Source organism: Citrobacter sp. A316 (assembly GCF_002042945.1).
GTDB classification, from domain to species: Bacteria; Pseudomonadota; Gammaproteobacteria; order Enterobacterales; family Enterobacteriaceae; genus Citrobacter; species Citrobacter portucalensis.
Genome location: NZ_MVFZ01000003.1, coordinates 300,512 through 321,735, shown reverse-complemented (window position 1 = coordinate 321,735; position 21,224 = coordinate 300,512). Strand labels below are relative to the sequence as shown.

Sequence of the window (21,224 nt, the reverse complement as noted above, 5' to 3'; positions counted from 1 at the left end):
TCTTATTCCTTAATTGTGTGAACCAAAGAGATGATGAGCGATTTGTGACGGTGTAACGCGATACAGCGCAGCCAGACGATCGGTGGCGAGCTGCTGTTCAGGAACCCCCTGCGACACTTCACCGTTCGGTTCAACGCGAACAACACTGTCGGCGATTGCCCGGGCGTGCAACGGATGATGGGTCGACATTAGCAGGGCCATACCTGAATTTTTCAGCGTCACCAGTGTGTCGAGCAGACGGATCTGATGCCCAAAATCCAGGCTGGAAGCGGGTTCATCCAGCAACAAAAGGCGCGGGCGTTGCGCCAGCGCGCGGGCAATTAACACCAGTTGCCGCTCTCCGCCACTCAGCGTGTTCCAGCGCCGGGGCGCCAGGTGAGAGATTCCCAGCATCGCCAGCTGTTGATGAGCAATTTCGCGCTCTTTAGCGCCGGGAACCGCAAATGCCTGCAGTTGCGGGGCCAGCCCCATCATCACCATGTCCAGCGCAGTGAAGGCAAACGCACCGTCATGCGCCTGAGGGACCCAGGCGATAGCGGCGGCGCGTTGCCGATCGTTGAGATGATGTATGGCGATGCCATCAAGCAGAATGTCACCGTGAAGCGGCGAAAGAACGCCGAGAATGGTGCGCATCAGAGTGGTTTTTCCACTGCCGTTGGCCCCAATCAGACAACAGATGGAGCCGGGCGAAACCTGAAATGAGACATCGCGTAACACGGGCTGGTGACTGTGGTATCCCAACGACGCATGGCAGAGGGTCAGTAGCGTCATGGGCGATTTCCCCGTAGCAAAAGCAACAAAAAGAACGGTGCGCCAATAAATGCAGTCAGGATCCCCAGCGGAATTTCCGTGCTGCTCAGCGTACGGGCGAGGGTATCGGTGAGCAGCAGCAAAATGGCACCGACCCCCATGGAAACCGGCAGCAACTGCTGATGGTTATTGCCACTGAGGAGTCTGCCGATGTGCGGCACAACCAGCCCAATCCAGCCGATAATGCCCGCGATGGCGACGGTACAGGCGGTGATTAACGTTGCGCAGACGATCAGTCCCAGTCGCAATCGCGAGACGTTGATCCCAAGCGATCGTGCTTCATCACCCGACAGGGTGAGCAGGTTCATGCGCCAGCGCAGTAGCAATAGCGGGACCATTCCTGCGATGATCAGCGGTGCCGAGAACCACAGATCGTGCAGTGTAATCGTCGATAAACCGCCAAGCAGCCAGAAGGTGATAGACGGGAGTTGGGTGTACGGGTCGGCCAGCGTTTTGATGAGCGAAATGCCCGCGCCACATACCGTACCCAGCGCAATCCCGACCAGAACCAGCGTTAACACCGGATCGTGTCGCTTAACTCGCAGGGTAATTAACCAGACACCGGCGACCACGAATAAACCGCCCATGAACGCATACAGCTGAATGAACAGGATCGGTAAACCTAACAGGATTGCTAAACAGGCACCTAAACCTGCACCCGCCGCCACGCCGAGAATGTCTGGCGAGACCAGCGGGTTGCGGAACATGCCCTGATAGGTGGTTCCTGCACCCGCCAGCGCCGCGCCGAGTAGCAATGCAGCCAGTATGCGTGGCAGGCGGATTTGCCAGAAGACGATTTTGTCCTGCATCGGAACGTCATCAGTACCGGCCACGAGATTCAGAACCTGTTGTGCATCCAGGCGGTACGCGCCCGATACCGCAGCGACGCTCGCGCAAAGCAACACCGCCGCGATCATCAGAAAACCGAGGGTAGATGTTCTCATCAGGCGGTCACCAACCTTTGATACTGTACGTCGCTTAGCGTGCTGTGCCAGAACAATTCACTGTAGCGCTGCATATCGGTGTTAAAGCTCGCTTCAACCTGCGGATCAAGCCAGGCATGCAGGCGGCGTAACCCCAGTAAACGGTTGATGCCAGGAGGTGCATCCAGCCAGCCAAACGGCAGACCGCTGAGAAACAGAATGCGCCGGTCAGCAACCGCTTTGACCCCTTGCCAGACCGGATCTTCTCGTAGGAACTGCGCTGTCACCGCATCCTGCACCAGAATAATATCCGGCTGCCAGCTGAGCAGATTTTCCATTGAAACCTGTGTGAGTCCCTGTCGCCCGGGGATGTGCGCCACATTGTGTAGCCCCAGTAGTTCTGCCGCTTCGGTATGCAGAGAACCTTGTAAACCTGTCTCAAGTCCTCTGGCACCGCGCGCGGCATAAAAACGCAGGTTCGCCGCGGGTGTGTGCGAGAAAGCCATTGCATCATCGATAAATCGACGGGCCAGCGCGGCCTGCATTGTGGTTCGCGAGACGACGCCCAATACTTCACCGGCTGCGCGCAACTGTTCTGGGGTATGGCGCAGTTCGCCGTTAATCAGCAGCCAGGGAATGTGTGTTTGTGCGTTCACTTGTCTGGCCTGAGAAAGCCAGGTTTCATCGGCATTACCGCAGTCAATAACCAGGTCGGGTTTAAGCGCCAGGAGTGCTTCAAGCGAGAGCGTGCTGGCGCGCCCCGCCAGCCTGCCGAGCTTCGGCAAGCTCCGAATATCATCGTGAAACGGGATGGCGGTCTGGCGAGAAAAATCAAAGGAGGAAAGCCCCACCAGTTTTTCCGGTGCGACGGCCAGCAACAGCATGTCAGCAGGCGCGCCAGCACTGACCACGCGTTGGGTCGTTTCTGGCTTCGGAGAGTCTCCAATGGCCACGGTCAGCGACGTTTGAGCAAACGCGGGTAGATGGCGCAGCAGCAGTGCAGATGCCAGAAGCTGGGCAAACATCCGTCTTGTCAGCGGCATTATTGGTATCCTGAAGGTTACAAAATCGCTATATATTTACATATACAACGAATAAAAACATGTTCAGAATCAATTTCTCATGGATGAAAACCGCGGATACCCCATAAGGGCTAGAGGTCATAGAGACAGCCGGACGGAGGCAATATCAGACAAAAAAATCCGCGACGAAGCGCGGATTCAGGAAGTAAAACGGCTCAGGCTATGATGTTATGGCGTCGGTTGAGTCTGTTTTTTAGGCTCGGCTGGTGTTGCGCTTGCCGGGGTAGGTCGTGATGCGGGGACGTTGTCGCAGGGTTTGTCTTTGGCGCAAATCAGGTCGAGCATTTTTAGCGTTACGCCGTTGGTCCAGCCAAAACCATCCTGCAACGGATACTCACCGCCGCCACCGCCGGTTCCAGTGGAGCTCACGTCATACTTCTCAACCAGCTTTTTCTCGCGATCGTAGGTGTGTTGAACATTGGTGAGGAATCGCCAGGTGACGTCCATGGCGACGTTATCCTGACCATAATTCTGTAACCCGGATGCCGCGACCCACTGGAGCGGGGCCCAGCCGTTGGGAGCATCCCACTGCTGGCCGCTTTTCACCGATGTGGTCGCAAGGCCGCCGGGCTGCAACAGATGCGCTTGAGTTGCCGTGGCCACTTTACTGGCGCGATCTTTTGCCGCCGCATTGACATACAGTGGGAACAGGGCAGCAGCAGTGAGCTGGTTGCGTACTTTGTGACTCTTCAGATCGTAGTCGGCATACCAGCCTTCTTTGTCGTTCCACAGATATTTTTCGATCCCTTTTTGTCGGGCATTAGCGAAGCCATCGTACTGCGCCGCTTTGGCATCATCACCGGCAGCCTTGCTGGCAAGGGCGATCATTTTTTCCATTTTGTACATCAACGCATTGAGATCGACCGGAACGATGCTGGTGGTGCGCAGAGTGCCCAGCTGATTAGGATTGTCCATCCAGCGGGAACTAAAATCCCAGCCGGATGCAGCAGCTGAACGCAGGTCGCGGTAGATTTCTGTGGCTGGGCGGTTTGGGTTGCTTTTAGCGGTGGCGATATCTTCTACCCAGGACTCTGGCCTCGGCGTATCGCGGTCATCCCAGTAGCGGTTCAAAATGGTGCCGTCATCCAGTTTAATCACGCGCTTATTTTGCTGGCCGGGCTGGAGTGTTTCGACGCCTTCCATCCAGTAGCTGTATTCTTTTTGCATCTGCGGGAGGTATTTTTTCAGCGCATCATTTCCGTCGTGTTGCGCCAGTAGTTCGACCATAAAGGCAAAGAACGGCGGTTGCGAACGGCTCAGGTAGTAGGTGCGGTTGCCGTTAGGAATGTGTCCCCAGGAATCAATCTCGTAAGCGAAGTTTGCCACCATGTCCGAGACTTTATCCCAGTGATTGCTCTCGGCAAGCCCTAGCATGGTGAAATAGCTGTCCCAATAATATATTTCGCGAAAACGCCCGCCAGGTACTACATACGGTTCCGGGAGCGGCAGCAGCGAATCCCATTTTTCAGCGTCGGTGGTCGAACGAGTGAGTACCGGCCACAGTCCGTCAATATGTTCGCGCAGTGATTGCCCTGCCGGGGGGATGTATTTCTCGCCTTCTTTCGGCAAGGTGAAATTCACTTGCACAAAATGGCGTAGGTCGAATCCGGACTGATTTTTCTGCATCCGGTAATCGGCAAGGATCATTAATGGATCGCTGTTAGGCACCGCGTCCGCAAAGGTTTTCTGGTCAGGAAACAGTTTGGCTGTTTGTACATCGTTAAACAGGGGGCCAAGCAGAATATCAGGCGGCGCAGGCGTAGTGGCTGGCGCGTCCTCGGCGTTGGCGGCAAAAGAGGAAAAAGCAAAAAAGGTGCTTGCGAGCGTCAGTTTTATCGCAACAGAAAGCAGGCCAGGATGGCGAGTTGCTGGCGTTATCATCGGTTAATCTCCTTAGCGGCGTGCCGAAGTAGCGGCATTTACCATGAGAAAACCTTAGTTCAGGATCGACCGTTGCGCGTGATCGGCTCCCCATTTTGCGAATAAACAGACATTTCCCGACGCGAATAGAGAAGTAGCACACCCTTAATCGGAAAGGGTGTGCTTCGGTATCAGTTTGCGCGGGTTATCCGCTGTGTGACACAGTCAATGGTCAGAGTATCGCCCATCTTGATGCTATCGAGAGCCACGCCTTGCTGACACATCCAGCACAGACCCATTTCACGAGCGATAATCGCAGGGTGGGAGGCTTCGCTGCCGTCCCGCAGGCAGATACCTTTGATGGTCTTCGGATCGAGTTGCAGTACCGTAGACGGAAAAATGACATCAGCTACCAGGATAGTGGGGCGCAAGAACGCGGGAATTTGTGCGCTCTCTCCCGTCAAATGTTGCAGTGAACGAGACAGCAAATCTTCAATATCAATGTATCGCGCCTGCAGATAAGGATCATCGAGCTGTAAATACTGCTGGCTGAGATCGCTCAGCACGTTTTGCCAGGCCCAGGCGGCGCTGCACTGCTTTTCTCGCATTACATCGCAGGCCATCTCAAATAGTTCAGGATCGTCCAACAGCGCGTGGTGACCGGAGAAGATGGCTGCGATATCAGCGGAATATCGCTCTTCTGCAAGGGCAGTGAGTTCGCTCAGATCGTTCAGCGTGCTTTGGATGGCAGCTTGTAATCGTTGCTGCTCAGCCTGGAGTGATGCGGTGGGTTGCGGGTTTACCTCGGGCGAGAACGGCGTGTAACAGAATGCCGTCCCCGTGACTTTTGAGGGTGCCTGAGTTGCCTTGTTATCAGCATTAGCGGACTCGAGCGATTCACCAAAATTCTCTGCTGCCAGCTGTTTGAATGCGGCCAGCGCATCCTCTGCCTGTTCGCCTTTGGCAATCAGGCGTAGCGTGTCATTACAGCGTACCTGCAGCAGAGCTATCTGATTCAGGCTATCAGGGACCACACACTTGCCGTTTTTCTCCAGCCACATGTCGGCGTTAAAACCAGACAACGCAGAAACCAGCCGGGAAGCCGGGCGAACGTGGATGCCGTTAGGGTTTTTCACCACAATGGCAACAGAACGTGCATCTGCATCGGGAGAAAGTGCTGCGGATGCGGGTTTCACTGCGGATGGCGAAGGTAAGCCCAGTTGCTCACATTTGGCGTCGAGGGCGTTCATGGCATCACGGATGACCCGCTCGATATCAGCACCCGCGGCGGCGCTAACCGTCGCAGCCAGTGTGCCTTCAACCAGTGGTGCTGCGCACAAACGCACTTTGGCGGCAATGTTTGGGTCGAGCAGTTCCAGCGCGGTTTCCGCACTCAGTAATGCACTACCGATATCCATCATCACCAGCACGTGGTCCGTATCGGCCACGGACTCGATGGCTTCCATCACCTTAATCGGATCGGTGCCAATCGGATTCTCAGGATCGTCAATGCCAGCGGCAATGGCGATTTTGCAATCACCGCCCATTAACATCTGCCGGGCCAGCGCACCGACGCCTTCGCCCAGTTGGGCGCTGTGAGAAACAATAACCAGGTTTACCATCGCTTTATCCTTACTCTCTGGACGCCTGAGCCAGCATTTGCATCATAAACATAACCGACGTTGCGCCGGGATCCTGATGCCCAATACTGCGCTCACCAAGATAGCTGGCACGGCCTTTGCGAGCCTGCATGGTGATGGTGCTTTGCGCCGCGGCTTCCGCTTGCTGGCTTGCCGCTTCCAGCGCCGCCTGTACACTCAACTTTTGTTCACAGGATTGACGTAAAGACTCGACTACTGGCAGCCAGACGTCGCACATAGTTTTGTCGCCAGGTTCAGCCTTACCGCGGCTAATCACACCTTCTGCGCCATCACGCATCATTTGATACAGCTCTTCAAGCGTCAGGCTTTGATGAGCCTGAGTCACCTGGGCGGCGCGAATAAAAAAGGTGCCAAACAGCGGTCCACTGGCCCCACCGACGCTTGAGAGCAGCACCATACCGGTGTTTTTCAAAATAAAGCCGATGTCTTTATCTGCGATGGACGGCAGCTTTTCAACGACTTTGCTGAAACCACGATGCATGTTCAGACCGTGGTCGGCATCGCCGATCTCCCGATCAAGTCCGGTGAGAAAATCACTTTCGGTGGTGAATATTTCACCGCAGCGAAAGAGCCAGTTAACAATTTGCGTTCTGTTGAGGGACATCATGAATCTCCTTATTTACCCCAGTTGAGAGCAGGGGTGTGAACCGGTGCATCCCATAAGCTCAGCGTTTCGTCATCTACCTGTAACAGAGTGATTGAGAAGCCGGTCATATCCAGAGAGGTACAGTAAGAACCGATCAGGTTGCGCTCAATGACGATGCCTGCATCCTGGCAACGGCTTTCGAGGCGGTTATACACGCCGAAGAGTTCAGACAACGGCGTCGCACCGAGATTATTGACCAGCGCAATAACGCGATCGCCACTTTGTAACGCGCGCTTGCTTTCTTTACCTTCCTGCCATGCGCCCTGGACGTTGTCCCAGTGGCGGAGCGTACGGCTGTAGTTACCGTTTTCCAGTAGGGTATCGAACATTTCATCAACGGTCTGATCGAGAGAGGTGAAGGGGCGACGGTCAATGCCGGGTTCCCCGTGGATACCTACGCCAAACTCCATCTCGTTATCCTGCAACGTGAACGAAGGTTGTCCGGCTGCCGGAACGGTACAGGCGCCAATGGCTATGCCAATGGAGTGGCCCTGGTTATTCAGCTTACGACCCAGCGCCGCACAGGCTTCCAGCGAGTCACCGCGTTCGGCGGCCGCGCCGACCAGTTTTTCGATCAATACGGTATTCGCCACGCCACGACGACCGGCGGTATACAAACTGTCTTTCACCGCCACGTCGTCATCCACCACCATGGTGGTGACTTTAACGCCGCTTTCATGCAGCAGCTCGGTAGCGGTTTCGAAATTTAGAATGTCGCCGGTGTAATTTTTGATTATCAGCAGCACGCCTTCGCCACCGTCAATTTGCATGGCGCATTCGAACATTTTATCCGGCGTGGGTGAGGTAAAAATCTCACCCGGGCAGGCGCCAGAGAGCATGCCCTGACCAATGTAGCCGCAGTGCATAGGTTCGTGTCCGCTGCCGCCGCCGGAAAGCAGCGCCACTTTGCCCATCACCGGCGCATCTGCGCGGGTGACATATACCGGATCCTGATGCAGTGCCAGGGAAGCATACGCTTTCGCCAGTCCGGCGAGTTGTTCATTCAGTACGTCTTCAACACGGTTGATCAATTTTTTCATTATTTATGCTCCGCAGACAGTCCTGGATGGCTGCCAAATTCGGGCAGACATCTGATGTAGGGTATCGGTTGGTTCAACGTCACGGCGACCGCTCGCTGCCGATAAGGTAATTTTGCACACGGGTTTGCAAAAGAAAATTGCTGAGCGGAGCGTTTCATTACGGAACAACATCATTTTATAACGTTCCATATTGAAACGTGATGGTGCATAAAACAGCGAAAATGAGAGATCGGGCAGTATTTTATGGGGAAAGACTACGTGCAGGATTTTGCTAAAAAAAACCACCTGCCGGGCAGGTGGTTTATGCGAGGGGAAATTATCGGTATTAGCCCGGATAAATTCCGCGATCTTTTCGTGCCAGCAGAATGCGTTCGCAGGCAACAATGTAGGCTGCGGTACGCAGGGAGCAGGATTTCTCAGCTGCTTTTTCCCATACATGCACCATCGCATCGGTCATGATTTTGTCCATGCGATTGTTGATCTCTTCTTCACTCCAGAAGAAGCTTGCCATGTCCTGAACCCATTCGAAGTAGCTGACGGTTACGCCGCCGGCGTTACAGACCACGTCAGGCACAACCACGATACCACGGCTTGCCAGTACATCGTCGGCATCCGGATAGGTTGGGCCGTTGGCACCTTCAAGTACCAGTTTACAGGTCAAGGTTTCCGCACGGTGACGGGTGATCTGACCTTCGAGCGCGGCCGGAATAAGAATATCCATCTCCAGGCTCCAGAAGGCTTCGCTGGCAATGGTTTCAGCGCCCGGGAAACCTGCAATCTGTTTGTGCTCTAACTGCCAGGCAGACAACGCGGCCATGTCGATACCCGTGGAGTTAAACAGCGTAGCGGTATGATCCTGAATCGCGACTACACGCGCACCCGCAGCGGCGAACAGGCGGGCGGCTTCGCTGCCAACGTTACCAAAACCTTGCACTGCCACGCGAGCACCTTCAACTTCAATGTTGGCACGGCGTGCCACCTCCAGACCGCTGACGAAAACGCCGCGACCGGTGGCTTTATCACGACCTAATGAACCGCCAAGGTGAATCGGTTTGCCGGTGACCACGCTGGTCACGGTGGTGCCGTGGTTCATGGAGTAGGTATCCATCATCCAGGCCATGACTTTTCCGTTAGTACCTACATCCGGCGCAGGAATGTCTTTCTGCGGCCCAATGATAATGCCGATTTCGCTGGTATAACGGCGGGTTAAACGCTCCAGTTCACCTTCAGACAGTGAGAATGGATCGACGCGCACACCGCCTTTAGCGCCGCCGTACGGCAGGTTCAACGCCGCGCATTTGATGGTCATCCATGCGGACAGAGCCATCACTTCATTAAGATCAACATCAGGATGATAACGCACACCGCCTTTGCCCGGACCGCGGGAGAGGTTATGTTGCACGCGATACCCTTCAAAATGACGGATAGTGCCGTCATCCATCTGCACCGGGATATCGACAATCAGCGCGCGTTTTGGGTGGCGCAGGGTATCCACCCAATGGGAAAGTTCGCCCAGGTAAGGGGCCACACGCTCGATTTGTTGCAGGTAGGTATTCCAGGCAGATGTGCTGCTATCTGAAGCGTAAGATAACTTATCCATGATAAACCTTAGTTATAAAAGTAATATGTTCTTAATTTGGCCGTGGTATACAGTGAATCTCACCATATAAACCTAAATTTAACATTTTTTTCATAGAACGGCCTGCCTGGTCAGCACGGATTATCTGCATAAATAGTGTGGGCTTTGGTTTGGTAGTGAATAGTTATTCTTTGTATTTGCTGGTATTGCGGTTGTTTTGCGATTTATTTAATTTAATATGCATAAATTGTAAAAATCGCAATTTGTCATATTTATGACGCACCTCTAAAAGTAAATAATATGATAATAAAATGTATTTGCTTTATTGCTGTTAAGCTGGGCGTCAGTAGGTCACGGCGATGGTGACAGTATCGGCATAGTTGTCTGGCGTGTAGTTCGCGCTGGGAACGGTGGCGTAAACCGGGTAGGTTGTCGTTGTCCCCGTACCGTTGCCCGCAACGGTATTGAGCGATGTATTGCCCCAGACCATCCCGGAAGGACCTGGCGTCGAACTAAGCTGGTAGGGGACTTTATCCGTATTTGACCCCGTGCCTGCCATCACGCCGCTGCCTGCCGTATTGCCGTTGGAGGGCTGAAGCCCGATGGTGTAAGGCGTGTTATTGGAACAGGCTACGCCTACGGTATTTGAAGCCGTGAGATTACGCCCGGTCGCCCTGGCTGGCGCAAAGCTAATATCGGTTGCTGAGGTGATATTGCACTGTTTGCTGACGGTCGCCGATACGGTGAAAGGCAGCCTGGCGGCGACGGTATCGCCACAGGTTGTTGGCGGGAAAAGTAATCCGGGATTGAGAGTGACAAGGGCTGTTGCCGTTGTATAGCTATCCTGATAATTTCCGGGGACGGCTGCGGTTTGTGGCGTGACGATCTGCGCCGATACCGTGAGTGAACCTGTCACTGGCGTCAGATTCAGCAGGTTAAGCTGTACCATGGGAAAAGTGGTTCCCGACTGATACTGGCTTCCCCAGACTTTGGTGTGCCCGCTATCCTGGTAAAGCTGGTATGCCAGCGTTCTGGCAGGCGTGCCGCTTAATGACATATTTCGCGGTGTCACCTGGCCACTGACGGCCGAGGCGCCAATATTAAAACAGAGATTGATCCCAGCCAGCGCGTCACCAAGCTCCTTGGTGCAGGTGTAACTGAACGTCATTGATGACGTAGCGCCTGTCGCAGACAGTGGATTGACCGAACCTAAATTTATGGGTTGCACATTGCTCACCGAACAAGTTACCGCATGGCTAATCGCCGGACAAAAAAGTACGGTAGCGATGAGTAGCAGGTGTCTTAACCTCATGAGCGCACTCCTGTTAATGTGGGCGACAAACCAGTGGGCCTATATGCACAATCCCCTTTGCTGACGCGGGATAGTCAAATTGCACACGGCAACTACCGGTGTCCGTATCAACGCGCAGCGTGTTGTGCTGCTCCAGGGTGTCGAACCAGGTCATCCCATCAAAGCCAACGATAGACGACTGTCCTTTTCCGTTGATGGCGTAAGCCATGCTGCCTTCAGGAATTAGCTTACCCTGATTGTCGACGAGGATAACCTGCGCAGCGCGGACGGGAGTGATGCCAAAGCTAACCAAAGTACCGGAACGATCGGCAGGCGTGGCATTCGCCTCAACGCGTGCGATCCGCATATTGGTGGGGAGATCCATCGGGTCAATACTGATTAGATTTTTTTGATAACTGTTGAGCGGCGTGACCAGCAGTAGTCCCTGGTCATCGCTGCGACCAATCAGGTTATTTTGCAATTTGACCGGAACATCAGGCACGCCGTCAGTTGAGACGACGGCAAAACCATTGTTGATTTCTCTTGCTGCAAACAGGCCACCTCCCATGGTTACCAGCGATCCGGTTGCGCCTGCATAGCCGTAATGGTTATCCGGTAAACGGCTGAATCCCGCGTACGCTTTACCATAACGCCCCAGATATCCCACTTCTCCCTGGCCACTTTGCCGGGAAGCCTGCTGACTGGCGGCCAGATTCCAGCCCCAGCCGCCGTCGGCAGGGGGCGTCAGGCTAGCGTTGAGCTGGTAGCCGGTTTCGTCGTTGGTACGTTGTAGGGTGCTGCTGGCGCTCAGATTGTTGTCGGTAGCGATCGTCACCATCAAATAGAGACTGCGATCGCGGTTATCGTCAATGTTCTGGTTGAATCCGGCATTCAGTGAGATGTTGTCTGTAACAGACTTAAACCAGCTGGCGTTGGCGTAGCGCACCGCATTTTCGTGTGGATAACGAAACTGCAAATAGCTCAGGCTGACATTACCGGCAGCTTCCAACGAATAGCCAATGACTGTGTTGCTGTTAAGCGTGGGAGGAGGCTCGCCGTAATGGGTGGCGACATCGCGATAATCGCCGGAAGTTGCCGTGGTACTGGTACTGAAATTAAACCGTTCACCGGACCAACGGTAACCAAAACTGTACAAAAAACCGTTCTTTCCTGAGTCGGTACTTGCGGCAAGTGAGGTCGAAAACGTGCCGCTACGGGTTCCCGGGATCCAGTCGTTACTGAAGCCCGCGTTAATCAGTCCATCGCTGGTTTCCGCATGAGTCCCGGCGGTGAACGTATTGCTAAACCCGCGACGCCACGTAGCGCTCAATACTGGTGCGCTGGCATAATCAAAAGAGGAGTAACCATAATTTTCGCGTACCGTGCCTAATTCTGCCGACCAGGCGGTTAATCCTTCCCGCAGGAGTTGCTGATCGTTGTAGAACGAGAAATTTTGTACGCTCGTTCTGCCCAGCGCATCTGTCATCATTACCTGACCCGTTCCCGCGCCGCTGATGTTAGGCATTGTGTTGATCTGAAAGCTACCTGCGGGGACTTTTCCGTTGTAGTACCTGACGCCGTCGACGTACAGCTCAACGTTTGATGGTAACGTCGCGGATCCCAGATATGCAGGGAGCGGGGTGGTTGGCATATAGGGCTGCAACCCAAAATCGGTGCCTATCTGAATGCCGCCGATTCGCGTCGGTCGGGACCAGATGAGTGAACTTGTCAGGGTATCGCCTACGGTTAGCGCCAACATCGTATCAGGAAATGACGTACGCCAGCTGGTATCAAGGCGCTCAAAGCTGTTATCGGCATATTCCTCGGTGGAGTACTGCGTCAACTGGGTGGTGCTGAGCACGCCGGCCGCATTGAAGGCGCGAATTTCGCTGAAGGTATTGATTGCGCTTTCATCCCCCTGTTGGGTATAGATATCATAATTGAGCAGCGCCCCGCGTGATGTTGTTGCCGTTGGCGCTGTTTCGGTGGGCGAGTTAAGCTGCGTGGTCGCAAGATCGAGTGAACTGAGTGGCGCGGTAAGCGAGAGCGTTTGCAACTGAACGTTGTAGTCAATGGTTAGCTGCGGGATATCGTTAAGGCAGACGGCGTTAGTGGCGTCTGAAGCAAAGCGAAAGCCCATTTTACGCAGGGTATCTGCTCCCGCATAAAGCTTTCCATTATCGTAGCCAAAATGTACCAGCCCAACGGGATTTCCATTTAAGGTGACGTCGAGATACAAATCGACTCCCGTAATCTGCGAGGTGCTATTAATAACACCACCTTCGCTCTGGTTATTATTCAGCGTTTGTGCGCAAACCATTCCCGATATTAATACTCCATTGAGAAAGCAATATTTCACCAGAAGCCAGGATCTGTTACAGATCTTGTACTGTTTTTTGGCCATTGATTGTGACTTCAACTTTCCCGCCATAATGATTATTACTGGCCGACGGGGAGACTATCCAGCGCATTGTTGAGCCGGGTAAAACGTAGCCTAATAGTCCGGGTGTAATGACTTTTTTAGTACCATCAGGGCTTATAAATGTTGCAGCAGATAACTGTGCATGCCCATTTCCCTGATTACTGACTTCAATAAATTTTTTGCCATCCAGTTGTTGTAATTTCCATTGCAGTTTTGCCTGCGTTTGCGCCGCTGATGTTGGTTGAATGAAAACAGGAACAGAATAATGCAGCACAAACTGAAGCTTGTTTTTTTCGACTTTTGCAGGCGGTAACTCATCTATCGATAAACGATAAGCGTCTTCGGCATGTGCCGAGGGAGGGGTTGTGCGAATAACTCGGATCAACTGACGTTCTCCAGGGGCCAATGCCAACATCGGCGGGCTAATCACCAGCCCCTGAGAGGGGGAAAGTTTGTCGTCATAAGCGCTTTGACTCCAGCGAAAAACCCGAACCTGGGCATTGAGCACATTTTCACCCGCGTTACTCAGCCAGATACCATCGGCATTTTGCGTCGCTTGCAACGTTAACGTGACCGGGGCTATTTGCAGCCCACTGGCGGTGGCAAGGTTGATGCTCGCAACTATCCCTGGCAGGCATGCGCAGGCACACTGCTTAACAGGCAGTTTTACTCTCATGTGGTTTCCTGAAGTTAGTAGTTAACGTTAACCGTTACCGTGTCGGAATAGTCGTCAGGAGTGAAGTTGGCGCTTGGTGCCGTGGCATAAACAGTGTACGTCTGCGCCAGACCAGTCCCCGTCGCCGCTACGCCATTTCCAGGCGCAGTGTCTGTGGCGGTATTCCCCCACACCGGACCTGTTGCTGACGTACGATTTAGCTGATAGGGCACTTTATCGGTATTGGTGGCTGCGTTAGCTACGGAGGACATGGCTCCAGAGCCCGTTGTCGTCCCTCCATTGGCAGCCGACGGTGCCAGGCCGATAAAATAGGGCGTGGTTTTAGAGCAATTAATTGAAATAGTGTTGCTTGCACTGGTATTTGTCGCCGTGGTATTCACCGGACCAAGTGTGATATTTGAAGCCGAACCCGCAGTCACGGTACAGGCCTTTTGAATCGTCATCAACACCTGAAATGTTCCGTTAACGGTTGCTGCATTTGCCACAGAAATAATGGAAAAGGCGCAGCAACAAAGAATTAAGCGTTTGTCTAAGACTAGAGCCATATCCTTTACCTTTTTCAAATAACCACATTTATTACTTTAGAAAAACAATAATGCGGCACAAGAAGACATAATTTAACCCTAGAATAAGTATTAGACGTACGCCAGTTGATCTAATAAATTTTACTTAGGAAAAAGGTGATGTCGTCTACAAAAAAATAATACCAATGGGTGAGTATGTTGTTTTGTTTTTATGCTACTACCGGGGTTAAGTCAGGAGGATAGGGGGCAACATATTCCTTGGATGGTACTCAAATAACCACCCAAAAAATGAGAGTCGCATGATTTATCTTACACGTATTATGTGTTGATTACGGGCTGTGGAAAATGACCTTATAACCTTGCTCATTCCAGTGTTGTAGCAGTTCATTTTGTCTGCGGGTTGGCGTAATACCGGTCCAGACAAAAAGGGTTTGCCCAGGGAAAAGTTCTGGTCTTGGCGATTCAATGGGTTCAGCCAGAACGGCAATATGCCAACCAGATTGTGATAAACGCCAGGCTTCGAGCCACAGACGGGTTCTGTCTTCAACATCCCAGGCCATCAGGAGGGCATCCTTTCCTGACTTGCGCCGCGTTTCAGACAGCAGTGTGGCAACATATTCAATCAATGCGCCATCAAGCATGCTGTTCATTATGCGGGATGTATTATGGTCAAGTATCAGCCGTTGACGTACGGGAAGATAAACGTGATCAATCAGCGCATCTACGGGGTGAACGCGACCGAGTGCGGTAATTTTGGCTCGCAGCTTCGGCGGATGCGCCATGCGAAGAATGCTCATCATCTCTTCTTGTAACTGATTCCAGTCGTCGTCAGATTGACGAGTACTGGTTTCCAGCAATGCCTTAACTTTGCCGACAGGTATGCCATTGCTAATCCAACGTTTTATTTCTTCAATACGCTGAATATCTTCTTCATCAAAGAGTCGGTGGCCACCTTCACTGCGTTGAGGTTTGAGTAAACCGTAACGTCGTTGCCATGCCCGAAGGGTGACAGGATTTATCCCGCAACGTTCTGCGACATCCCCAATGCTGTAATAAGCCATAGTTCCCCCGGACACTCCTGATTCTCCGTCACCGATATGCGGTTCCTGTTACTTTGTACAACATGCATTAAATTGTACAAAACATACAGAGGATTCTAGCAAAAATAAGATTTACTTTACTATCACGCAGGGAGTAAATGCTGAATTTTTATGCTCAGCATGAGGGGTGGCAGGAATTGTTGTTTATTAACAATGTATTAGTTTTCATTGCGCTGAGAAATCATTTTTCTCTGGCCATGCAACAGAGGGAATACCATTCAGGCAGGCTTGTGCAAAAAGGTTACCCTGGAAGATTTCAATACCTGCGGACTCAAGCCACATCCACTCTTCAGGTTTTTCAACGCCAACCGCGGAAATCGTGATTTCCAGTGAAGTGCAGCATTTGATAATTGCCTGAATGATGGCCTGTCCAGGTCCACTTTTATGCACATCCGTGATCAGCTCGCGGCTTATCTTAATTCGGTCGGGTTGAAAACGAGACAGAAGCTGAAGCCCGGCAAAACCTGCCCCAAAATGATCTATTGCCACACAGATCCCCGCAGCCTTGAGTGACTTTACAGCCTGCGCGAACGTATCAAAGCGCGAAATAACTTCGCTTTCGGTAAACTCTACAATGATTTGTTCAGGCACCAGTCCGTTCGCCGCGATTTCGTTTATCAGAAAGCTGACTGCATCGGGTTTGTTTACCAGGGTCATGGGAAGCAGATTGACTGACAGCATTTTGTCGTTAAGTCCCAGCGCGCTTGCCATTGCAAAAGCAGTCTTTTTGCTCTGCAGATCCGCGGTATACAGTTCCTCAGGATTTAAGTTGCCAAAATAAGTTGCGGGCGTTTCACCGTCTCTACCACGAATAAGCGCTTCCAGGGCAATGATGCGTTGCGACATAGGATCGATAATTGGTTGAAAAGCAAAGCTGAAATCGATATTGGACGGGAGTGTGCTTTCATCAAGGAGAGTACAAGAGTTGTCGGCAATAAAACTCCAGTAATCAGGTGCAGGTATTTCAAAATAGCTCGATTTTTCCGTCGCGAGGACAAATGTGCGAAAAAATTGTAATGCCCGGTCATCATAGGTGAGCTGAAATTTTGATGTCCCCTTATTCAGCACCGCTTGCAGAACGTCATTGCGTTCATGTTTTTGTAGATCAAATAATTCCATTCCCACTTTTCCGAATCTTCTCGCAGGAGCGTAATCACACATCAGCTCAACGATATTGTGGTGCCGTGGATCGTTACAAATACAACGATAAATCTCTTTTACCTGCTCCTCTGGGCCTTCAAGTAGTTGGAAAAAGTGGTGACCGTTAAAGAGTAAGATCCCCGTAACATCAGATCGCCTGTTTTTGATATTTGCGGCTGTCACCATATCCTCAAGCGCTCTGAGGGGGGCGTCATCACGGAGATGGCTACGGTAAATAATGGTCGTGAGCATGGACAGTCCGGGATCAAGGGAGGGGAAGATGTATGGGCAGTATCAAACAAACCAGCTTATGTCCTGATTTTAATACATTATTCTAACTTTATTTTTACAATAAAAGGCCTTTAAACAGAACATATTCATTCGTTAAACGAAGTGAATTGTACAAATGAACTTGATTTCATGTGGTTTGGTATTTATGTAACCATATGATTATATTGATTTAGCACTTTTTGACAAAAATTTATGATTCATGTTGTACGCATTTTTTGTACAACTTTGCTACTGTTATAAAACTTAATATTCACCAGCATTTTGTTACAGGAGCATGACATGCAGCAGCATACCGTTCGCACTGATACTGCAAGCGCGATTTCTCGTTACTTTGCGAAGGCGCATCTGCCTACTCAACAGGAAACATTGGGAGAAATCGTCACTGAGATACTCAAAGATGGACGCAATCTGAACCGCAAATCACTTTGCACCAAGCTTCTGTGTCGTCTTGAAAAAGCATCAGGGGAGAAAGAACAGAAACATTACAATGCGTTAATCGGCCTGCTTTTTGAATAAAATAAACCCCTTGTATGATAGGGGGAAGTAGTGAAGGAGTTATGAAGAAAACTGATAGTGAACGCCTGAAACATGAAATTACAGGTTTGGCTGTGCTAGAAATTTTGCGAATGCATACAGACGTTTCGTTAGCTGCAGTGATTAAGCAATTGCGACTTATGCAGGCCAGTGAAATAGATGGTACACGTAAGCAATTAATTGACAGTGTTATCAATGATTTTACAAACATTAATCCGGGGAAGATAAGCAGAAAACCGGATAAAACCAGAAATGAGAGTGCTTTCAGTGCCAGCAAAAACCCTAAATTACATTAAAGATAATCTTCCAGACTATACAAGCGAGGTTACCATGCTTCATGAAATTAATGTCCACAGTGTAATGACGGATAAAGCTTTATCAAGTTACTTCCATAATGCAGGTGAGCTATTAGCAGATGAGTCTGTGGTATTGGGGCAGGCGGTAACAAATGTAATTCTGGCAGGTGATAATGTTAATAATAAAAACATCATTTTAAGCCTGATTAGTTCTCTGGAGTCAACAGTTGACGTTGTCCAGGCAGATGTTATCAGAAAAACCCTGGAAATAGTGTTGCGCTACACAGCTGACGACGTCTAAAAAGTCTTCATATTAATATAATATGTACAGTACCTTTGTTATATGCTGAAAGCACTCATGCTGAGCATTTTTTTGATTAAGACTATACATAGCACCTTCTCTGGAACAATTGTGATTTTTCATTGAGGCCATAATGATGAACATCGTTCAGGAATACACTGGAAACGCAGAATTATGGATTAATGATATCTTTATCAGGCAAGGATTGAAGAATATCCTTGCAGATATCGATTTTGAAGATGATCAGGCGCGACTGGTGTTCTTTACCGCGAATCACTTTGAGGCGGTAAAAAGGCAAAATTATGATCTGAATACGCATCGTCTGGTGCTGCTGATTGACGGTCATCTGTACCAGTATCTCAATGAGTTATCACTTTACAGGCTGCCAATAGACGTTAGCGTTGCCACATTCAAACAATTTATTATTGATATTACTCGTTCTGGCGGTATACACGAGGGGCAGTCGGAACTAAATATTTCGCTGACTGCGCGAGATAAATATATTTTAACGCAGTTAGGAGAAGGTCGAACTATTGTTGAGATATCTGCCTTGTTAAATCTACACTTAAAAACGATTTACCAGGCCAGGCAGAATTTGATCAAGAAGCTTGGTTGTTCCGGGCTGATTGATTTTCAGGGAATACTGCGAGCGAAAATATTCCGCAACTGGCTGGAACATGCCTGAGTAAATCGACAGTTCGTACTTCCTGTTGAGGGGGGGCGACAGGGCCAATGGCCCTGTCCGATATAATTAAAACTTCGCTACTCTGTCACCAGTTCATTTTCCACCTTCTGCTGATGATGCTTTTTGCTCAACGAGAAGTAGCCAAATATTAGCGTTATTACCACGATGCTGGCCATAATCAGGAAGATTTCCTGATAGCCCACTTTATCAAACAACTTACCGACAGGTAGAGACAGCACGATGATGCCAATGGAACTGGCGATATTGAAGCCAATAAGGTATATCGTTGACGACAGGCGCTTATCAAAATTCGCTACGCTGAATTTAAACACTGAAATAACAAACAGTGGGACTTCCAGCGCATGGAGCATTTTAATCAAGGAGATAATATAGATATCGGTGAACAGTGCTGAACCCAGGATTCGACAGGTCATGATTGTGCCACCCAGCAGCAATGCGGATTTAGGCCCGATGCGGTTAATCAGGAACGGAACCAGCGCCATACCGACGGCCTCCATAAATACCTGTACCGAGTTGAGGTAGCCGTATACGCGTGGTGCCAGTTCGGGATCGTCAAATAAGCTGGCGTAAAACACCGGGAACATCTGCTGATCGTAGATGCTATAGAACGACCAGGTACCGACGACAAAAATGACGAAAAACCAGAACTGCGTATCTTGAAAGATAGTGAGAAAATCCTTTCGGGTCAGCGCGTCGGGTTCAGGAGAACGCGTTTTTACAGAAGATGGGGCAGGTGAGTTGGTTTTGAACAACACGTTAATCAACAGGAATAACACCCCCATTATCGATACGCACCAGAAGTTAATGTGTGGGTTGATGCTGAAGAAAATACCGCCAACAAAAGTCCCTGCGGCGTAGCCAAGCGATCCCCACAAGCGGGCGGTGCCGAATTCAAAGTCGAATTTGCGGCTCACTTTTTCGACGAAGCTTTCTACCAGACCACAACCCGCGAGATAGCCAAGACCAAAGAAAATGGCTCCCAGCGCCATACCAAGCTTGAAGTTGGAGGTCAGCAGCGGTTCGTAAACATAGATCAGGAACGGGCCGCTGAGCGTGATGACTATCCCCATCAGCCAGATAAGGTGTTTACGGGTGCCGAGCTTATCCTGCAGAAAACCGTAGACCAGCATAAACAGCATGCTAAAGAACTGGTTTACAGCATACAGCATTCCCAGCTCCGTTCCGGACAGGCCGAGTTTATTTTTTAGCCATATGGCATAAAAAGACCACCACAACGACCAGGCGGCAAAGAAAAAGAGCAGATACCCGGATGAGTACCGATATTTGTCATTACTGAACGGCATATTTATCTTCATGATTTTTCCAATCCAGATCAGGTCATTGTAAGGTCTTTTTGATACGACATAACGAGTGCGCCGTATTATGGGGTAATCGTTCTCCGTAGCGACGGTTGTGACTGCATAAAGCTGCTCAGGTGTTGGCTGTCGGGAAACGCGCTTAGCGCGCCGCGTCGGGTGGTCGCCAGAGCACCACAAGCGCTGGCCTGCTCGATAAGCGGAAGTAGCGTTGACGTCGATGTGGGCCAGCCTTCTCCGGCGAGTGCCGCCAGCAGGCCGGCCATAAAGGCGTCACCGGCGCCGGTGGTATCAATGCTTTCGACGCTATAGCCACTTAAAGTTAGCCTGCTGTTTTGCCAGAAAGCGATAGCGCCGTCGGCACCGCGGGTGACGATTTTCAGGCGTGCAGGAAAATCTACCAGGCGTTCGCAGGCGCTACTGAGACAGTCGGATTGTGTTAGCCACAGCAGTTCTTCTTCCGACATCTTCAGAATGTCGCTCTGCCGGGCAAACTCGCTGACAAGGTCAAACATCTGCATCTCGTTGCTCCACATCTGCGGACGCAGATTGATGTCAAAGCTCAGCGTACCGCCGGTCTGTCGCAATGCGGCCATTGCCCGGGCGAGGGTGGCGCGGCAGTCAGGGGCAACCAGCGCCAGCGAGCAGAAGTGCAGAATATCGGCACCAAAGTCGGGCAGGCTCGCCGGGCTGAGAAATTGATCGGCAGACGGATTGACCAAAAACTCAAACTGCCGCTCGCCGTTGGGAGCCAGTGAAACCAGTACGGTACTGGTGTGCTGATGTGCATCAAACTCCAGACTTCCAGTATCCACCTGGGCTGTAACCAGCGTCTGATGCAGAATGCGACCAAAAGTGTCATTGCCCACACGGCCAATAAAACCGCTGGCGTGGCCAAGGCGAGCGACGCCGATTGCCACATTGAAGGGAGCGCCTCCCGCGCAGGCTTCAAACTGCATATTGTCGCGCGGCAGTAAATCCACCACGGCGTCTCCGAGCGTCCAGATAGTCATTATTTTTCCCCAA

General features: G+C 51.2%; 20 protein-coding genes. 4 read left to right on the top strand and 16 right to left on the bottom strand.

The window, feature by feature from the left end; translation table 11 throughout:
• Window positions 1-9 precede the first annotated feature (9 nt).
• From BZK41_RS05615 to BZK41_RS05550, 14 genes are all read right to left on the bottom strand, one after another.
• Window positions 10-771: an ABC transporter ATP-binding protein gene (locus tag BZK41_RS05615; protein ID WP_079937482.1), complete on the bottom strand. Its 762-nt coding sequence runs from the start codon at window positions 769-771 to the stop codon at window positions 10-12.
• Complete coding sequence (locus BZK41_RS05610; protein ID WP_079937481.1) at window positions 768-1,754, bottom strand: iron ABC transporter permease; 987 nt, start codon at window positions 1,752-1,754, stop codon at window positions 768-770. Before BZK41_RS05610 ends, BZK41_RS05615 begins: the two co-directional genes overlap by 4 nt.
• The gene (locus BZK41_RS05605) at window positions 1,754-2,776 is read right to left on the bottom strand and encodes an ABC transporter substrate-binding protein (RefSeq protein WP_079937480.1); all 1,023 of its coding nucleotides are present in this window, start codon (window positions 2,774-2,776) and stop codon (window positions 1,754-1,756) included. Before BZK41_RS05605 ends, BZK41_RS05610 begins: the two co-directional genes overlap by 1 nt.
• A 207-nt stretch (window positions 2,777-2,983) precedes the next feature.
• Entirely contained in the window at window positions 2,984-4,696 is a 1,713-nt protein-coding gene (locus BZK41_RS05600) for an alpha,alpha-trehalase (protein ID WP_079937479.1), read from the bottom strand.
• Window positions 4,697-4,866: 170 nt separating this feature from the next.
• Window positions 4,867-6,297 carry a dihydroxyacetone kinase phosphoryl donor subunit DhaM gene (dhaM, locus tag BZK41_RS05595; RefSeq protein ID WP_079937478.1) on the bottom strand — a complete coding sequence of 477 codons (1,431 nt, stop codon included), beginning with the start codon at window positions 6,295-6,297 and terminating at the stop codon, window positions 4,867-4,869.
• A 10-nt stretch (window positions 6,298-6,307) separates the two neighbouring features.
• The gene (gene dhaL, locus BZK41_RS05590) at window positions 6,308-6,940 is read right to left on the bottom strand and encodes a dihydroxyacetone kinase subunit DhaL (protein WP_079937477.1); all 633 of its coding nucleotides are present in this window, start codon (window positions 6,938-6,940) and stop codon (window positions 6,308-6,310) included.
• Window positions 6,941-6,951: 11 nt separating this feature from the next.
• Window positions 6,952-8,022 (bottom strand): dihydroxyacetone kinase subunit DhaK, encoded by a 1,071-nt coding sequence (gene dhaK, locus BZK41_RS05585; RefSeq protein ID WP_079937476.1) that lies wholly within the window; start codon window positions 8,020-8,022, stop codon window positions 6,952-6,954.
• A gap of 325 nt (window positions 8,023-8,347) precedes the next feature.
• Entirely contained in the window at window positions 8,348-9,622 is a 1,275-nt protein-coding gene (locus BZK41_RS05580; RefSeq protein WP_079937475.1) for a Glu/Leu/Phe/Val dehydrogenase, read from the bottom strand.
• Window positions 9,623-9,944: 322 nt separating this feature from the next.
• Window positions 9,945-10,913: a spore coat protein U domain-containing protein gene (locus tag BZK41_RS05575; protein ID WP_079937474.1), complete on the bottom strand. Its 969-nt coding sequence runs from the start codon at window positions 10,911-10,913 to the stop codon at window positions 9,945-9,947.
• 13 nt (window positions 10,914-10,926) lie between these two features.
• Window positions 10,927-13,212, bottom strand: a complete 2,286-nt coding sequence (locus BZK41_RS05570) for a fimbria/pilus outer membrane usher protein (RefSeq protein WP_079937473.1) — start codon at window positions 13,210-13,212, stop codon at window positions 10,927-10,929.
• Window positions 13,213-13,267: 55 nt separating this feature from the next.
• Complete coding sequence (locus BZK41_RS05565) at window positions 13,268-13,990, bottom strand: molecular chaperone (RefSeq protein ID WP_079937472.1); 723 nt, start codon at window positions 13,988-13,990, stop codon at window positions 13,268-13,270.
• 14 nt (window positions 13,991-14,004) lie between these two features.
• Complete coding sequence (locus tag BZK41_RS05560) at window positions 14,005-14,535, bottom strand: spore coat protein U domain-containing protein (RefSeq protein WP_079937471.1); 531 nt, start codon at window positions 14,533-14,535, stop codon at window positions 14,005-14,007.
• Between the two features lie 308 nt (window positions 14,536-14,843).
• Window positions 14,844-15,575: a MerR family transcriptional regulator gene (locus BZK41_RS05555; RefSeq protein ID WP_079937470.1), complete on the bottom strand. Its 732-nt coding sequence runs from the start codon at window positions 15,573-15,575 to the stop codon at window positions 14,844-14,846.
• A 204-nt stretch (window positions 15,576-15,779) separates the two neighbouring features.
• Complete coding sequence (locus BZK41_RS05550; RefSeq protein ID WP_079937469.1) at window positions 15,780-17,006, bottom strand: diguanylate phosphodiesterase; 1,227 nt, start codon at window positions 17,004-17,006, stop codon at window positions 15,780-15,782.
• Between the two features lie 318 nt (window positions 17,007-17,324).
• Between BZK41_RS05550 and ycgZ the strand changes: the two genes are divergently transcribed.
• The 4 genes from ycgZ (at window position 17,325) to BZK41_RS05530 (ending at window position 18,861) form a co-directional block, all read left to right on the top strand.
• Window positions 17,325-17,561 carry a regulatory protein YcgZ gene (gene ycgZ, locus BZK41_RS05545; RefSeq protein WP_003833500.1) on the top strand — a complete coding sequence of 79 codons (237 nt, stop codon included), beginning with the start codon at window positions 17,325-17,327 and terminating at the stop codon, window positions 17,559-17,561.
• 41 nt (window positions 17,562-17,602) lie between these two features.
• Entirely contained in the window at window positions 17,603-17,875 is a 273-nt protein-coding gene (locus BZK41_RS05540; RefSeq protein WP_079937468.1) for a hypothetical protein, read from the top strand.
• Window positions 17,876-17,909: 34 nt separating this feature from the next.
• On the top strand, window positions 17,910-18,176 hold the full coding sequence (locus tag BZK41_RS05535; RefSeq protein WP_008784990.1) for a biofilm development regulator YmgB/AriR family protein: 267 nt from the start codon (window positions 17,910-17,912) through the stop codon (window positions 18,174-18,176).
• A gap of 133 nt (window positions 18,177-18,309) precedes the next feature.
• Window positions 18,310-18,861: a LuxR C-terminal-related transcriptional regulator gene (locus tag BZK41_RS05530; protein WP_079937467.1), complete on the top strand. Its 552-nt coding sequence runs from the start codon at window positions 18,310-18,312 to the stop codon at window positions 18,859-18,861.
• 77 nt (window positions 18,862-18,938) lie between these two features.
• On the opposite strand, the gene BZK41_RS05525 is transcribed toward BZK41_RS05530, so the two are convergent.
• Together BZK41_RS05525 and BZK41_RS05520 are read right to left on the bottom strand one after the other, a co-directional pair.
• Entirely contained in the window at window positions 18,939-20,198 is a 1,260-nt protein-coding gene (locus BZK41_RS05525; protein ID WP_079937466.1) for an MFS transporter, read from the bottom strand.
• Window positions 20,199-20,263: 65 nt separating this feature from the next.
• Window positions 20,264-21,211: an aminoimidazole riboside kinase gene (locus BZK41_RS05520; RefSeq protein ID WP_079937465.1), complete on the bottom strand. Its 948-nt coding sequence runs from the start codon at window positions 21,209-21,211 to the stop codon at window positions 20,264-20,266.
• Window positions 21,212-21,224: the final 13 nt, after the last annotated feature.

Coding starts and splice junctions, on each gene's coding strand:
- BZK41_RS05615 (WP_079937482.1), bottom strand. CDS start 771: ATGACGCTACTGACCCTCTGCCATGCGTCGTTGGGATACCACAGTCAC.
- BZK41_RS05610 (WP_079937481.1), bottom strand. CDS start 1,754: ATGAGAACATCTACCCTCGGTTTTCTGATGATCGCGGCGGTGTTGCTT.
- BZK41_RS05605 (WP_079937480.1), bottom strand. CDS start 2,776: ATGCCGCTGACAAGACGGATGTTTGCCCAGCTTCTGGCATCTGCACTG.
- BZK41_RS05600 (WP_079937479.1), bottom strand. CDS start 4,696: ATGATAACGCCAGCAACTCGCCATCCTGGCCTGCTTTCTGTTGCGATA.
- dhaM (WP_079937478.1), bottom strand. CDS start 6,297: ATGGTAAACCTGGTTATTGTTTCTCACAGCGCCCAACTGGGCGAAGGC.
- dhaL (WP_079937477.1), bottom strand. CDS start 6,940: ATGTCCCTCAACAGAACGCAAATTGTTAACTGGCTCTTTCGCTGCGGT.
- dhaK (WP_079937476.1), bottom strand. CDS start 8,022: ATGAAAAAATTGATCAACCGTGTTGAAGACGTACTGAATGAACAACTC.
- BZK41_RS05580 (WP_079937475.1), bottom strand. CDS start 9,622: ATGGATAAGTTATCTTACGCTTCAGATAGCAGCACATCTGCCTGGAAT.
- BZK41_RS05575 (WP_079937474.1), bottom strand. CDS start 10,913: ATGAGGTTAAGACACCTGCTACTCATCGCTACCGTACTTTTTTGTCCG.
- BZK41_RS05570 (WP_079937473.1), bottom strand. CDS start 13,212: ATGGTTTGCGCACAAACGCTGAATAATAACCAGAGCGAAGGTGGTGTT.
- BZK41_RS05565 (WP_079937472.1), bottom strand. CDS start 13,990: ATGAGAGTAAAACTGCCTGTTAAGCAGTGTGCCTGCGCATGCCTGCCA.
- BZK41_RS05560 (WP_079937471.1), bottom strand. CDS start 14,535: ATGGCTCTAGTCTTAGACAAACGCTTAATTCTTTGTTGCTGCGCCTTT.
- BZK41_RS05555 (WP_079937470.1), bottom strand. CDS start 15,575: ATGGCTTATTACAGCATTGGGGATGTCGCAGAACGTTGCGGGATAAAT.
- BZK41_RS05550 (WP_079937469.1), bottom strand. CDS start 17,006: ATGCTCACGACCATTATTTACCGTAGCCATCTCCGTGATGACGCCCCC.
- ycgZ (WP_003833500.1), top strand. CDS start 17,325: ATGCAGCAGCATACCGTTCGCACTGATACTGCAAGCGCGATTTCTCGT.
- BZK41_RS05540 (WP_079937468.1), top strand. CDS start 17,603: ATGAAGAAAACTGATAGTGAACGCCTGAAACATGAAATTACAGGTTTG.
- BZK41_RS05535 (WP_008784990.1), top strand. CDS start 17,910: ATGCTTCATGAAATTAATGTCCACAGTGTAATGACGGATAAAGCTTTA.
- BZK41_RS05530 (WP_079937467.1), top strand. CDS start 18,310: ATGATGAACATCGTTCAGGAATACACTGGAAACGCAGAATTATGGATT.
- BZK41_RS05525 (WP_079937466.1), bottom strand. CDS start 20,198: ATGAAGATAAATATGCCGTTCAGTAATGACAAATATCGGTACTCATCC.
- BZK41_RS05520 (WP_079937465.1), bottom strand. CDS start 21,211: ATGACTATCTGGACGCTCGGAGACGCCGTGGTGGATTTACTGCCGCGC.